This window comes from Microbacterium galbinum (genome assembly GCF_023091225.1).
Lineage (GTDB): Bacteria > Actinomycetota > Actinomycetes > Actinomycetales > Microbacteriaceae > Microbacterium > Microbacterium galbinum.
This window is the reverse complement of record NZ_JAHWXM010000001.1, coordinates 406858-420682: the sequence shown is the minus strand read 5'-3', so window position 1 is coordinate 420682 and position 13825 is coordinate 406858. Positions and strand designations below refer to the sequence as shown.

Annotated in this window: 13 protein-coding genes; 10 read left to right on the top strand and 3 right to left on the bottom strand. The window is 68.8% G+C overall.

Annotation, left to right across the window (positions count from 1 at the left end; translation table 11 throughout):
* The first annotated feature begins 31 nt into the window (after positions 1-31).
* The gene (locus KZC52_RS02115; protein WP_247622417.1) at positions 32-1339 is read left to right on the top strand and encodes an aminotransferase class I/II-fold pyridoxal phosphate-dependent enzyme; all 1308 of its coding nucleotides are present in this window, start codon (positions 32-34) and stop codon (positions 1337-1339) included.
* Positions 1340-1385: 46 nt separating this feature from the next.
* Positions 1386-2237, top strand: a complete 852-nt coding sequence (gene pdxY / locus KZC52_RS02110; RefSeq protein WP_247622416.1) for a pyridoxal kinase PdxY — start codon at positions 1386-1388, stop codon at positions 2235-2237.
* Between the two features lie 2 nt (positions 2238-2239).
* Here the strand turns inward: pdxY and KZC52_RS02105 are convergent, their stop codons facing one another.
* From KZC52_RS02105 to KZC52_RS02095, 3 genes are all read right to left on the bottom strand, one after another.
* Positions 2240-2785, bottom strand: a complete 546-nt coding sequence (locus KZC52_RS02105; protein ID WP_247622415.1) for an HIT family protein — start codon at positions 2783-2785, stop codon at positions 2240-2242.
* Positions 2782-4707 carry a threonine--tRNA ligase gene (thrS, locus tag KZC52_RS02100; RefSeq protein ID WP_247624688.1) on the bottom strand — a complete coding sequence of 642 codons (1926 nt, stop codon included), beginning with the start codon at positions 4705-4707 and terminating at the stop codon, positions 2782-2784. The genes KZC52_RS02105 and thrS overlap by 4 nt, the downstream gene beginning before the upstream one ends.
* Positions 4708-4828: 121 nt before the next feature.
* A complete protein-coding gene (locus tag KZC52_RS02095; protein ID WP_247622414.1) occupies positions 4829-5188 on the bottom strand; it encodes a YnfA family protein in 360 nt (119 codons plus the stop codon).
* 149 nt (positions 5189-5337) lie between these two features.
* Between KZC52_RS02095 and KZC52_RS02090 the strand changes: the two genes are divergently transcribed.
* The 8 genes from KZC52_RS02090 to KZC52_RS02055 all read left to right on the top strand — a co-directional run bounded on the left by KZC52_RS02090 (position 5338) and on the right by KZC52_RS02055 (position 13807).
* Complete coding sequence (locus KZC52_RS02090) at positions 5338-6288, top strand: alpha/beta fold hydrolase (protein WP_247622413.1); 951 nt, start codon at positions 5338-5340, stop codon at positions 6286-6288.
* 19 nt (positions 6289-6307) lie between these two features.
* On the top strand, positions 6308-6712 hold the full coding sequence (locus tag KZC52_RS02085; RefSeq protein WP_247622412.1) for a DoxX family protein: 405 nt from the start codon (positions 6308-6310) through the stop codon (positions 6710-6712).
* Between the two features lie 38 nt (positions 6713-6750).
* The gene (locus KZC52_RS02080; protein WP_247622411.1) at positions 6751-8097 is read left to right on the top strand and encodes a cryptochrome/photolyase family protein; all 1347 of its coding nucleotides are present in this window, start codon (positions 6751-6753) and stop codon (positions 8095-8097) included.
* Positions 8098-8188: 91 nt separating this feature from the next.
* On the top strand, positions 8189-9358 hold the full coding sequence (locus KZC52_RS02075) for a MalY/PatB family protein (RefSeq protein WP_247622410.1): 1170 nt from the start codon (positions 8189-8191) through the stop codon (positions 9356-9358).
* Between the two features lie 98 nt (positions 9359-9456).
* On the top strand, positions 9457-9756 hold the full coding sequence (locus KZC52_RS02070; RefSeq protein WP_247622409.1) for a hypothetical protein: 300 nt from the start codon (positions 9457-9459) through the stop codon (positions 9754-9756).
* A gap of 165 nt (positions 9757-9921) precedes the next feature.
* The gene (locus KZC52_RS02065; RefSeq protein WP_247622408.1) at positions 9922-10332 is read left to right on the top strand and encodes a GtrA family protein; all 411 of its coding nucleotides are present in this window, start codon (positions 9922-9924) and stop codon (positions 10330-10332) included.
* Complete coding sequence (locus KZC52_RS02060) at positions 10329-11807, top strand: glycosyltransferase (RefSeq protein WP_247622407.1); 1479 nt, start codon at positions 10329-10331, stop codon at positions 11805-11807. Before KZC52_RS02065 ends, KZC52_RS02060 begins: the two co-directional genes overlap by 4 nt.
* Entirely contained in the window at positions 11804-13807 is a 2004-nt protein-coding gene (locus tag KZC52_RS02055) for an ArnT family glycosyltransferase (RefSeq protein ID WP_247622406.1), read from the top strand. The genes KZC52_RS02060 and KZC52_RS02055 overlap by 4 nt, the downstream gene beginning before the upstream one ends.
* Positions 13808-13825: the final 18 nt, after the last annotated feature.

Here is a 13825-nt window from a genome sequence, read left to right as displayed (position 1 = left end):
CCGGACCTTCTAGAATCGGTGTCGAGGACCCATGAGCGCCGAGATCACCGGAACGACCGCAGCAGACATCGCCGACAGCGTGCGCGCCCTGCGCGACCGCGGAACCCTCCGCCCCGGCGATGCGCTCCCCCCTGTGCGCGAACTCGCCGCCACTCTCGGCGTGAACCGCAACACCGCGGTGGCCGCCTACCGCCAGCTCGCGCAGGCGGGGCTCGTCGTCTCGCGCGGGCGCGCCGGCACCACGATCGCCGGCGTCGAGGCGGTCGCCCAGGAGGGCTACGCGGCGGACACGGTCCTCCGCGACGTCGGCACGGGCAACCCCGACCCCCGGCTCATCCCCGACCCGTCCCCCGCGCTCGCCCGCGTCACGGGGCGACCGGTGCTGTACGGCGAGCCCGTGATCGACCGCGGCCTCGACTCCTGGGCGCACGAGTGGATCGCCACCGACCTCGACCAGTCCGACTTCCGCGTCACCGTCACCAGCGGCGCGGTCGATGCCGTCGAGCGACTCCTCGCCCAGGCACTCACCCGCGATGACGCGGTCGCGCTCGAGGACCCCTGCTTCCTCGCGAGCATCCACACGGTGCGACTCGGAGGGTACCGCGCCGTGCCCGTCCCGGTCGACGGCGAGGGGATGACGGTCGTCGGCCTCCGCGCGGCGCTCGACGCCGGCATCCGCGCCATCATCTGCACTCCGCGCGCGCAGAACCCCACCGGCAGCAGCCTGACGGCTGCGCGCGCGGCCGAGCTCCGCGCCGTGCTCGCCGACCACCCCTACGTGCTGATCATCGAGGACGACCACTTCTCGATGCTCTCGCAGCGCCCCTACGAGACCTTGATCGGACCGGGGCACCGGCGGTTCGCCCTCGTGCGCTCCGTCTCGAAGTTCCTCGGCCCCGACATGTGCCTGGCGCTCGCGGCCACCGACCCCGAGACGGCCGAGCGTCTGTCGATGCGGCTCAGCCCGGGGACGACCTGGGTGAGCCATCTCCTCCAGCGACTCACCCACGCCCAGCTGACCGACCCTTCCGCGCTCGCGACGATCGGTACGGCAGCCGCGCACTACGCCGAGCGCAACGCCGCTTTCGCACAGCTTCTGCGCACCCACGGATTCGACGCCCCTGACTCCGACGGTCTCAGTCTCTGGGTCGAGCTCCCGCGCCCCGCACGCGCCGTCGCCGAAAAGCTCATGCGCCGCGGATGGCTGGCCCGCACCGGCGACGAGTTCGCCCTCGACGAGAAGGCCGAGCCATCGCGGCATCTGCGGCTGACCGTCCATGATCTGTCCGACGCGGATGCCGCGGCCTTCGTCGCCGACCTCGTCGCGGCTTCCCGATGACCACCCGAAGCGGGAACGCACCCGCACTGAAAGAAAGGATCAGGAGATGAAGATCCTCTCCATCCAGTCCGCCGTCGCCTACGGTCACGTCGGCAACTCCGCCGCGGTGTTCCCGCTGCAGCGCATCGGCGTCGAGGTCCTCCCGGTCTACACCGTGAACTTCTCGAACCACACCGGGTACGGTGCCTGGCGCGGCCCGATGATCGATCCCGCCGAGGTGCGCGAGGTCATCACCGGCATCCAGGACCGTGGCGTCTTCGGCGGCATCGATGCGGTGCTCAGCGGATACCAGGGCGGGGAGGGCATCGGCGACGTGATCATCGACGCCGTCGCCCGGGTCAAGGCGGAGAACCCGAACGCGGTCTACGCGTGCGACCCCGTGATGGGCAATGCCAAGTCCGGCTGCTTCGTGGCGCCCGCGATCCCCGTGCTGCTGCGGGAGCGGGTCGTGCCGGTGGCGGACATCATCACCCCGAACCAGTTCGAGCTCGGCTTCCTCACCGAGACCGAGCCCGACACGCTCGAGTCGACGCTGGCCTCGGTCGACCTGGCGCGCGCGATGGGACCGCGCACGGTGCTCGTCACGAGCGTCGAGCGGCCGGACCGCGAGGAGGGGACCATCGAGATGCTCGCGGTCGACGACGAGGGTGCCTGGATCGTGCAGACGCCGCACCTTCCGATGAAGGCCAACGGGTCGGGCGACGTCACCGCTGCACTCTTCACCGCGCACTACGTCGAGACCGGCAGCGCGCAGACCGCCCTCGAGCGCACCGCATCGAGCGTCTACGACCTGCTGAAGGCGACGCTCGACTCCGGGGAGCGCGAGCTGCAGCTCGTCGAGGCGCAGGAGTTCTACGCGCACCCGCGCATGCAGTTCAGCGCCCGTCAGGTGCGCTGAACTCAGGCCGCAGGCCAGGCGTTCGCGACGGCCTCCCGCACCTCACCGAGCAGCTGCGGGAGTGCCTTCGTCTTCGCGATGATCGGGAAGAAGTTCGCATCGGAGCGCCACCGCGGCACGACGTGCTGGTGCAGGTGCCCGTCGACACCCGCGCCGGCGACGGCACCCTGATTCATCCCGATGTTGAAGCCGTCGCAGCGCGACACCTCCGTCAGGACGCGCATCGCCGTCTGCGTCAGAGCGCCGATCTCGGCGACCTCCTCCGGGGTGGCCTGGTCGTACGTCGCGATGTGGCGGTACGGGCACACGAGCAGGTGACCCGAGTTGTACGGGAACAGGTTCAGCAGCACGTATGCCGTCTCACCGCGCGCGACGATCAGCCGCTCGGCATCCGGGTGCTTCGGCGCCTCGCAGAAGGGGCACTCCTCGCGCAGCGGCTCGGGCCCCGCCTGGATGTAGGCCATCCGGTGCGGGGTCCAGAGCCGCTGGAACTCGTCGGGGACTCCGGCGAAGTCCGACGCAGGCTCCAGCGGCTCCTCCGGGGTCACGCCAGATCCCCCGCCGTCTGCACGAGCGCGTGCTCGGCGATCGCGGTGCGGATGCGGGTGACGGCATCCGCGATCGGGACGCCGTTCTCCTGGGTGCCGTCGCGGTAGCGGAACGAGACCGTACCGGCGGCGCGGTCCTGCTCACCGGCGATGAGCAGCAGCGGAACCTTGCCGGTCGTGTGCGTGCGGATCTTTTTCTGCATCCGGTCGTCCGACGTGTCGAGCTCGGCGCGCACGCCCGAGTCGCGGAGCGTCGTGATGACCTCGCCGAGGTAGTCGGCGTAGTCCTCGGCCACGGGGATGCCGACCACCTGCACCGGCGAGAGCCACACCGGGAAGTCGCCGGCGTAGTGCTCGAGCAGGATCGCGAAGAAACGCTCGATCGAACCGAAGAGCGCGCGGTGGATCATGATCGGGCGCTTCTTCTGCCCGTCCGTGTCCATGAACTCGAGATCGAAGCGCTCCGGCAGGTTCGGGTCGACCTGGACGGTCGACAACTGCCAGGTGCGACCGATCGCATCGCGGGTCTTGAGGTCGATCTTCGGGCCGTAGAACGCGGCCTCACCCGGGACCTCGGTGAGCTTGAGTCCCGAGGCGACGGCGACGCGACGCAGGGCGTCGGTCGACGACTCCCAGAACTCGTCAGAACCGATCCACTTCGACTTCTCGTCGTCCTTCATCGACAGCTCGAGCTCGAAATCGGTGAGGCCGAAGTCCCGCAGCATCGAGAGGATGAAGTCGAGGACCTTCGCGACCTCTCCCTCGAGCTGGTCGGGCGTGACGAAGAGGTGCGAGTCGTCCTGAGTGAACCCGCGCACACGGGTGAGACCGTGCAGCGCACCCGAGAGCTCGTTGCGGTAGACCGTGCCGTTCTCGGCGAACCGCAGCGGCAGATCGCGGTAGCTGCGCGCGCGCTCCTTGTAGATCAGGATGTGCATCGGGCAGTTCATCGGCTTCAGGTAGTAGTCCTGGCCCTGCTTGGTGATGTTGCCCTCGTCGTCGCGCTCCTCGTCCATGACAATCGGCGGGAACATGCCGTCCTTGTAGGTGACGAGGTGGTTCGAGGTCAGGAAGAGGTCTTCCTTCGAGATGTGCGGGGTGTACACGTAGGTGTAGCCGCCCTCGATGTGACGCTTGCGCGCGTGCTGCTCCATCTCGCCGCGGATCATGCCGCCGCGCGGGTGCCAGACCGAGAGCCCGGATCCGATCTCCTCCGGGAAGGAGAACAGGTCGAGCTCCTTGCCGAGGCGACGGTGGTCGCGCTTCGCGGCCTCTTCGAGGCGGTGCTGATATGCCCGCAGCTCGTCCTTCGACGGCCAGGCGGTGCCGTAGATGCGCTGCAGCTGCGGGTTCTTCTCGCTGCCGCGCCAGTAGGCGGCGGCGATGCGGGTGAGGTCCCAGCCGTTGCCGATCATGCGCGTGTTCGGCAGATGCGGGCCGCGGCAGAGGTCCTTCCAGACCACCTCGCCGTCGCGGGTGGTGTTGTCGTAGATCGTGAGTTCGCCCTCGCCGACCTCGACCGAGGCGCCCTCCGCCGCTTCCTTGCCGCCCTTGAGCCCGATGAGCTCGAGCTTGAACGGCTCGTCGGCGAGTTCGGCGCGGGCCTCGTCATCGGTCACCACGCGGCGCACGAAGCGCTGGCCCTCGCGGACGATGCGCTGCATCTCCTTGGTGATCGCCTTGAGATCCTCGGGCGTGAACGGCGAATCGACGCCGAAGTCGTAGTAGAAGCCGTCGGTGATGGGCGGGCCGATGCCGAGGTTCGCCTGCGGATTGATGCGCTGCACCGCCTGGGCGAGCACGTGCGCGGTCGAGTGGCGCAGGATACCGAGGCCGTCGGGGCTGTCGATCGTGACCGCCTCGACCTCGTCGGCGTCGGTCACTGTGGTCGCGAGGTCCTTGAGGATGCCGTTGACGCGCATGGCGACGACGGATCGGTCAGAGAACAGGGCGAAGCCGTCTTTCGGCTGGGCGTTTTCAGGCACTGATCACTCCATCTGGGTCTGGATCTAGGCTACTCGCATGGCCGGGTCGTGCTGACCGTCACGCCCCCGGCTCGGTGGCCGTCTGCGTGACGACCGGAGCGAGGATGATGATCGCGGCTCCCACGAGGGCGATGGATGACCCCACCCAGTCCCAGACGGTCGGTTTGAAGCCGTCGACGATGATGCCCCACGCGAGCGATCCCGCGATGAAGACCCCACCGTACGCGGCCAGCACCCGGCCGAAGTTGACGTCGGGCTGGAGTGCCGCGATGAACCCGTAGGCGCCGAGGGCCATCACCCCGAGCACGGCGAGGATCCAGCCGCGCTCCTCCTTGACCGCCTGCCAGATCAGCCATGCTCCGCCGATCTCCGCGACGGCGGCCAGCACGAAGAGCACGATGATGCGGAACACGGTCATGCGGCCAGTCTGGCAGTCGCGTACCACCGGGCACGAGCGTCCGCTACCGCCGATGCGGTACGCCGGAGTCCGCGTCCGGTCGATGTGCGCGCACGCGCCGTCGCGCGACGCTGGATCTGCGGCGCAGAGCGCGCCCGGAGAGGCTGGCGATGAAGAAGTTCGTGAAGAGGGGGCTCGTCACCCTCGTGGCCGTCACCGCGACGATCACCCTGGGGCTGGCGACGACGACCGTCGTGAACGTCGTCGCGTCGGAGATCGAGAAGGAGGCGATCGAGCCGTACGGGACCTTCGTCACCGTCGACGGTCATCGGATGAACGTCGTGATCACCGGCTCCGGTCCCACGGATATCGTGCTCCTCCCCGGATTCGGCACGGCGTCACCGGCGATCGACTTCTCACCGCTCGTCAATGACCTCGCGACCGACTATCGCGTCGTCGTGATCGAACCCCTCGGCTACGGATTGAGCGACGGCACCGAACGCGCGCGGACGACGGAGAACATCGTCGCGGAGGTACACGACGCCCTCGAACAGCTCGACATCGACTCGTACGTGCTGATGGGGCATTCCATCGCGGGCATCTATGCGCTCGAGCTGGCGGCGAAGCATCCCGAGGAGCTCCGCGGCTTCGTCGGGATCGACACCAGCGTGCCGGGGCAGCCGCACATGGACACCGAGTTCCCGACAGGACTCATGGGCGCCGCCCGAACTCTGGGACTCGCACGCCTGTTGCTCGCGGTGGGCAGCGTCGGGCATGAGGGTGGGGCCTACTCCGATCATGACCGGGAGCAGATCGCGATGATCTCCCATCGCACGTCGATGGCGCCCACGTACCTCGACGAGATGGCGCACATCGCCCCGAACTTCGCGCAGGCCGAGGGACGCACCTTTCCCGATGATCTCCCCGTGCTGCTGTTCGCCGTAGCCGACAACGAGAAGAATCCGGACTGGGTCGCCCTGCACGAGGCCCAGGCGGCGAGCGTCGCCGACGGCACGGTGATACCTGTCGACGGCGATCACTATCTCCATCACACGCATGCGGCGGAGATCGCGGACGCATTCCGGAGCTGGGCGGCCGAACGGATGCCGTTTCCGCAGTGAACCGGGGTAGCGTGAGCGGATGACCCGTACGATCGCCCGGTGGATCCTCGCCGCAGGACTCGGCGCGATCGGCGTCCTGCACTTCGTCCAGACGCGCGGCTTCCGCGTGGTCGTGCCGGACTGGGCGACGCGCATGTCCGGGCTCGACAAGGAGACGATCGTGGTCGCCTCCGGTGCGGTGGAGATCGGGCTCGCCGCGGGGTTGGTCGCCCTTCCTCGGGAGCGCGCGCGGATCGGATGGGCCACTGCGCTATTCTTCGCCGCCGTGCTGCCCGGCAACGTGCACCAGTGGCGCACCGGCCGTTCCACGCCCGGGCTCGACACCGACCGCCGTCGATTCGGGCGGCTGTTCCTGCAGCCGCTCCTCATGGCGTGGGCGGTGTGGGCCACCAGCGCCGAGGGTCGAAGTCAAGGCCGACGCTGACATTTCTCCGATCGCACGACGAGCGCCAGAATGGGGCGATGTCCTCCCCCTCGATCGTGTGGTTCCGTGATGATCTGCGTCTCGCCGACAACCCCGCGTTGCGCGCCGCGATCGATCGCGGGGAGCCGATCCTCGCCGTCTACGTGCTCGACGAGGAATCCCCCGGCATCCGACCGCTCGGCGGAGCGGCCCGCTGGTGGTTGCATCACTCACTCGCCTCGCTGAGCGAACGGCTGCGGGAGCGTGGGGGCGCACTGGTGCTGCGCCGCGGTCCCGCCGCCCGCGTGATCCCCCAGGTCGTGGCGGATACCGACGCCGGCGCCGTCTTCTGGAATCGCCGGTACGGCCGACCCGAGCGCGACATCGACGCCGAGCTGAAGACCGCTCTGCGGAACGACGGCGTCGAGGTCGCCTCCTTCGCGGGATCCCTTCTCCACGAGCCCTGGACGGTGACGACAGGGGCCGGTACGCACTTCTCCGTGTTCACTCCCTTCTGGCGGGCGTGCCTCTCGCTGCCCGCACCGCGACTCCCCCTCCCCGAGCCACGCGAGATCGACGGCATCCCCTCGGCTCCGGCATCGGACGACCTCGACGACTGGGCTCTGCTCCCCACCCGTCCGGACTGGGCGGAGGGACTGCGCGAGACCTGGGAACCCGGGGAACCCGCCGCCCGACGTCGGCTGCGCTCCTTCCTCGACGAGGACCTCGGATCCTACGACCGCGCACGCGACGAGCCTTCGGCCGGAGCCACCTCGCTCCTGTCCCCCTGCCTGCGCTGGGGGGAGATCAGCCCGTTCACGGTCTGGCACGAGGCAGTCTCCGCGGACGGCGCGGGCGGGTTCCTCTCGGAGCTCGGGTGGCGCGAGTTCGCGTGGCACACGCTCTTCCACTTCCCCGACCTCGCGACGAAGAACCTGCGCCCCGAGTTCGACGCCTTCCCGTGGCCGCGGCTGAAGCCGTCGCACCTCGACGCGTGGCAGCGCGGCGAGACCGGCGTGCCACTGGTCGACGCCGGAATGCGCGAACTCTGGCGCACCGGGTACATGCACAACCGGGTGCGGATGGTCACTGCGTCGTTCCTCGTGAAGAACCTCCTCATCGACTGGCACCGCGGCGAGGAGTGGTTCTGGGACACCCTCGTCGATGCCGATGGGGCGAACAACCCGTTCAACTGGCAGTGGGTCGCCGGCTCCGGTGCGGATGCCGCGCCCTACTTCCGCATCTTCAACCCCGAGCTCCAGGCCAAGAAGTTCGATCCGAACCGCCTGTACATCTCGCAATGGGCATCGGATGCCCCCGCCGAGCCGATCGTCGACCTCGCGGAGACGCGGAAGGCGGCGCTCGCCGCGTACGACGTCGTCAAACGCGCACCCCGCGATCGGTGACCCGCCGCGGGGCCGACCCTCCGGCCCCGGCAGGGCGCGCTCCCCGTACGATCGAGGGAGCCCCCTCTCCCCTGCCGTGAAGGATCCCCGTATGTCCGTCGACCGCATCGACACCCTCACCGAGAACGATCTGCGAGAGGCGGGGAGCGTCAAGTGGACGACCTTCCCCGACACCATCGGCGCCTTCGTCGCCGAGATGGATTTCGGGGTCGCGCCCGCGGTGAAGGACGCGGTGGGCGATGCCCTCGAGCAGGGCCTCACGGGCTACCTTCCACAGCATCTCGCCGACCAGCTCGCCGCCGCGACGGCCACCTGGTACGCCGCTCGCTACGGCTGGGAGATCTCGTCGGCGCAGGTGAAACAGGTCCCCGACGTGATCACCGCTTTCGAGTACGCGATCGAGCAGTACACGGCTCCGGGGGCCGCCGTGATCGTCCCGACGCCGGCGTACATGCCGTTCCTCATGGTTCCCCCGATGCACGGGCGACGGGTCATCGAGGTGCCGAGCATCGTCGAGAACGGGCGCTGGGTGCTCGACCACGACGCGGTGGCCGCGGCCTTCGCCGAGGGCGGTGAGCTGCTCGTGCTGTGCAATCCGCACAACCCGCTCGGAACGGTCGCGACGCGCGAAGAGCTCGAACGGGTGGCGGAGACTGTGCACGACGCCGGCGGACGCGTGTTCTCGGACGAGATCCACGCGCCGATCGTCTACGCCCCCGCCCAGCACATCCCCTACGCCTCGATCTCCGATGTCGCCGCAGGTCACACCCTCACCGCCACCTCCGCGTCCAAGGCGTGGAACCTCGCCGGTCTCAAGTGCGCGCAGATCATCGTCTCGAACGAGCGGGATGCGGAGCTCTGGGAACGCGAAGGAGCGTGGTCGGGGCACGGCACCTCGACGATCGGAGCGGTCGCCAACGTCGCCGCGTACGCCGATGGGGGCGAGTGGCTGCACGAGACGGTCGCCTATCTCGACGGTAATCGCCGAGCACTGGCCGCCCTGGTCGCCGAGCACCTTCCCCAGGTGCGGATGACCGTTCCGGAGGGAACCTACATCGCGCTCCTCGACTTCCGGGAGACCGGGCTGACGGGGGATCTGGGCGAGTGGTTCCGCGAGCACGCCGGTGTCGCGATGACGGACGGCGCCGCCTGCGGCGTGGCCGCGATCGGATTCACCCGATTCGTCTTCGCCCTGCCCCGGCCGCTCCTCGAAGAAGCGGTGCGCCGGATCGCAGCGGCGCTGCAGGCTCTGAACGACTGAGCACGGTCTCGCTCCGCACGGACGATTGCTCTTCCGCCTGCTGGAGCAACGTGCTTTGCTGTCCTCGGAGGGGTACCACTGGGGAAAGGGTACCGACGATGGGCGAAGCGGAGACGCGCGCCGGCGCGCCGTTCGGGGCGGTCTGGACGGCGGTCATGGGCGCGATCGGCGGTTTCGCCGTCGCGATGTTCCTCGCGCCGGCGATCCAGGACTACTGCCGGAGCGGATGGCTCGTCGGCACCTGGCAACCGGACGCACCTGTGGGGTGCGCCCTGATCCCGGGCTGGATGTACGGGAGCGGAGGGTTCGCCGCCGCCCTGGGGTTCGCCCTCGCCGTGATCATCGGCGGCGGCATCTGGATGGTCGCGCACTTCAGCGACGGCGACTCGCGCGCGTGAAGCTACGCTCCTCGCACTGCCCGGTCAACCCTTGACCGGTATTTCGCGGATCATCGAATAAACCCAATCCGCACCTCTGGGGGCCTCCGAACTCGCTGTATGACGCTCTCCCCCTCCGCGCCATTCGCCTCGCTGTCCCGCATCGCCTCGGCGGTGCGGAGAGCCGTGCCCCAACTCGCTTCCTTCGGCGGGGTGGGCCTGATCGCCTTCGTCGTCGACGTGGGCGGCTACAACCTGCTCCGCGCCACCGTGATGCCCGACCAGGTGATCTGGGCGAAGGTGATCTCGGTCACCATCGCCACCGGCGTCGCCTGGCTCGGACATCGGTACGTCACCTTCCGACGCACACGCCGTCCCGCGGTGGTCAAGGAGTTGCTCCTCTTCCTGCTCGCGAACGGCGGCGGCCTGCTGATCGCCGCCGGATGCCTGTTCGTGTCGCACTACCTGCTCGGTTTCACCTCCGCACTTGCCGACAACATCGCCGGCAACGTCGTCGGGCTCCTGCTCGGCACACTCTTCCGCTACTTCACGTACCGATTCCTCGTCTTCCGGACCCCGCAGGAGGCAACATCGTGATCCTCTTCCCCGCCCTTCACTCCCCGTCCACCGAGAGCGAGCCCGCTCCCGGACCGCTCCTCACCCCCGCGCCGGAGCAGGCCCCGGCACCCGACGGCGTCCCGAACCGCGAGGTGCTTGATCCGAACCTCGTCGATGCCTCCTCGACCGCTTCCGGCGTCGACTGGGCTGCGATCGCCGGATACTCCGGTCTCGTCGTCATCGCCCTCGCGCTCACGCTGATCGCCGTCACGACCCTGTGGTGGATGCTGTACGCCTGGCGTTCGAAGACCACCTACGACAGCACCGCCTTCTCGAAGGAACCGCAGGACCCGCAGCACACGTTCACGCTGCTCGTACCGGGCCGGCACGAGGAGGAGGTCATGGGTCAGACGCTCGACGCGCTCGCCGCCCAGACGCATCCCGACGTGCAGATCATCGCGATCGTGGGTGACGACGACCCGGGCACGACCGCAGTCGTCCGCGCAGCGGCCGCACGGCATCCGGATCGCATCGAGGTCATCGTCGACGACAGCGTCCCCAAGAACAAGCCCAAGGCCCTCAACCGGGCGCTTCCGCACGCCGCGGGCTCGATCATCGGCGTCTTCGATGCCGAGGACGAAGTCCACCCCGAGCTGCTCCGCCATATCGATTCCCGCTTCTCGGAGACCGGCGCCACCGTCGTGCAGGGCGGCGTGCAGCTGATGAACTTCCGCACCACGTGGTGGTCGCTGCGAAACGTGCTCGAGTACTACTTCTGGTTCCGCTCGCGCCTGCACTTCCATGCCGGCGCGAAGTTCATCCCCCTCGGCGGCAACACCGTCTTCGTGAAGCGCGACGCCCTGCAGCGTAATGACGGATGGGACGCCGAGTGCCTCGCCGAGGACTGCGAACTGGGCGTTCGGCTCTCGAGTCAGGGCGAGAAGGTCGTCGTGGCCTACAGCCCCGAGTACGTGACCCGCGAGGAGACCCCCGGCACCCTGAAGTCGTTCTACAAGCAGCGCACGCGGTGGAACCAGGGCTTCCTGCAGGTGCTCCGCAAGGGCGAGTGGCGCTCACTCCCCACCCGCGGGCAGCGCCTTTTCGCACGGTACATGCTCGCCATGCCGTTCCTGCAGGCAGCGACCGGCCTGCTGATCCCGCTGTCCGTCTTCCTGATCCTCGTGGTGAAGGTGCCCACGGCCGTGGCGCTGTTGACGTTCATCCCTCTGGCGCCGACGCTCGTGACGGTGGCCGTGGAGATCGCCGGCCTCGGAGAGTTCGGTCGACTGTACGGGCAGAAGGTGCGCGTACTCGACTACGTGCGCCTGGTGCTCGGGACCATCCCCTTCCAGGTGCTGCTGGCACTCGCGGCGATCCGTGCCGTCTTCCGAGAGCTGCGCGGTGAGCGTGGATGGGAGAAGACGGAGCACACCGGTGCGCACCGCGACACCGAGACCGTGCCCGGCACCGTGTCGCTCACCGACGCGCCGATCGCCGAGGGGGTTCCCGCATGAGCACCACGCTCGAGAAGCCCCGGCCGACCGAACCGGCAGCATTCGCAGCCGAGGAGCGCTCGACGTCGACCTCGGTCCATCGTCCCGGTCCCCCTCTCGCGAACTGGTTACGGGCGCACGGGCGCGACCTCCTCTGGCTCCTTCCGGTCCTCCTGATCAGCGCTGTCGTCAATTTCCTCAACCTCGGCGGATCGCCGCAGCGCATCGACGACGAGGGCACGTACACCGCGCAGGCCTGGGCGGTGACGCATCTCGGCGAACTCGCCCACTACACGTACTGGTACGACCATCCCCCGTTGGGATGGCTCCAGATCGCGGGGTACACCCAGCTCACCGGTGCGTTCGAGCGCTGGGACATCGCGGTCCTCGCCGGACGGGAAGCGGTTCTCGTCGCGGCACTCGTCTCCGTCGTTCTGCTGTGGGCTCTGGCGCGGCGCCTGGGCATGTCTCGCGGCGCCGCCGCCGCCACCGGACTGCTCTTCGCGCTCTCGCCTCTCGCCGTGCAGTTCCATCGCACGGTCTACCTCGACAACATCGCGGTGCCGTGGCTACTGCTCGCGTTCTTCCTCGCCATGAATCGCCGCGGTCAGCTCGCCGCCTTCGCCGGTTCGGCGCTCGCCTTCGGCATCGCGGTCCTCACCAAGGAGACGTTCCTGCTCGCGTTGCCCGTCCTGATCTGGGTCATGGTGCGCGCGGCTCGACGAGAGACCCGGCGCTACACGCTGTCCGTCGCCGCGAGCATCCTCGTGCTGATCGGCGGGAGCTATCTGCTGCTCGCCGCGGTGAAGGGCGAACTGTTCAGCGGCGCAGGACGGGTGAGCCTGATCGAGGGTGTCACCTTCCAGCTCGGGTCGCGCGAGGGCAGCGGATCCCTCGCGGATCCGGACTCACTGCTCAACCGCACCCTGGGGATGTGGTGGCAGCTCGACCCCGTCTTCATCGTCCTCAGCCTCCTCTCGGCGACCGCGGCGCTCTTCCTCCCCCGATTCCGCCCCTACGCCCTGCTGCTGTGGGGAATGACCGTCTTCATGCTGCGTCCCGGCGGATACCTCCCGGTGCCGTACGTCATCATGCTGATCCCGTTCGGAGCGCTGCTGATCGCGGGCGTCACCGACGGCGCGATCGCTCGTCTGCGACGAAAGAACGCCACGCGGAGAGGTCTCGCGCTGGGAGCTGTGTCGGTGGCGGCGATCGGAGCCGTGGTGGCGGTGCCGCTGTGGACCACTCAGCTGCGCGGCTTCGTGCTCGCCGACCTCGACGAACCCCTGCGCAGTGCACAGGGGTGGCTGATCGAGAATGCCTCGCCCGACCAGCGGCTGATCGTCGACGACGCGATGTGGGTCGATCTGGTGAAGGCCGGATGGGATCGTGACAACGTCATCTGGTACTACAAGCTCGACACCGATCCCGCCGTGCAGACGCAATCGCCGAACGGATGGCGCGACGCCGACTACGTCGTGACGACCGACTCGATGCGCACGTTCCCCGGCGCCTTCCCGCAGGTGCAGGAGGCGATCGACAACTCCGTCGTCGTCGCGAGGTTCGGCTCGGGGACCCAAGCGGTCGAGGTCCGCCGAGTGACCATCGACGGTGCCGAACAAGCGGCGATGACGGCGGAGGCTGCCGAAGCCAACCGCGCCGCCCTCGGCGCCCAGCTCGCGACGAATCCTGAGGTGGCTCTGAGCGATCAGGACCGCGACCGACTGACGGCGGGGCAGGTGGACGCCCGCATCATCGCCGTACTCGCGACCCTGGCCGGTTCCGGATCGGTGTCGGTCTCCGGTTTCCCGATCGTCTCCGGTGAGGACGGGATGACCTTCCGCCAGGTGGCGCTCTCGGCGATCGATGGATCTCCCGCCGTTGTCGATGGCGTCCTCGGCCCCGACGCGAAGGCCCTCGTCGAGTCCCTGGACGGAACCTACGAGCCCGCCGATGTCGCGATCGACGGCGACACGGTCGTCCTCCGCTATTCGGTCTCACTCCAGTCGACCCTGCCGTAACCCGACCGAACGATCCAC

What these genes read in the sequence shown, in the direction of transcription:
- thrS (WP_247624688.1), bottom strand. Translation starts at nt 4,707, where the DNA reads ATGCGCGTCAACGGCATCCTCAAGGACCTCGCGACCACAGTGACCGAC.
- KZC52_RS02095 (WP_247622414.1), bottom strand. Translation starts at nt 5,188, where the DNA reads ATGACCGTGTTCCGCATCATCGTGCTCTTCGTGCTGGCCGCCGTCGCG.
- KZC52_RS02075 (WP_247622410.1), top strand. Translation starts at nt 8,189, where the DNA reads ATGTCCGTCGACCGCATCGACACCCTCACCGAGAACGATCTGCGAGAG.
- KZC52_RS02070 (WP_247622409.1), top strand. Translation starts at nt 9,457, where the DNA reads ATGGGCGAAGCGGAGACGCGCGCCGGCGCGCCGTTCGGGGCGGTCTGG.
- KZC52_RS02080 (WP_247622411.1), top strand. Translation starts at nt 6,751, where the DNA reads ATGTCCTCCCCCTCGATCGTGTGGTTCCGTGATGATCTGCGTCTCGCC.
- KZC52_RS02115 (WP_247622417.1), top strand. Translation starts at nt 32, where the DNA reads ATGAGCGCCGAGATCACCGGAACGACCGCAGCAGACATCGCCGACAGC.
- KZC52_RS02090 (WP_247622413.1), top strand. Translation starts at nt 5,338, where the DNA reads ATGAAGAAGTTCGTGAAGAGGGGGCTCGTCACCCTCGTGGCCGTCACC.
- pdxY (WP_247622416.1), top strand. Translation starts at nt 1,386, where the DNA reads ATGAAGATCCTCTCCATCCAGTCCGCCGTCGCCTACGGTCACGTCGGC.
- KZC52_RS02085 (WP_247622412.1), top strand. Translation starts at nt 6,308, where the DNA reads ATGACCCGTACGATCGCCCGGTGGATCCTCGCCGCAGGACTCGGCGCG.
- KZC52_RS02055 (WP_247622406.1), top strand. Translation starts at nt 11,804, where the DNA reads ATGAGCACCACGCTCGAGAAGCCCCGGCCGACCGAACCGGCAGCATTC.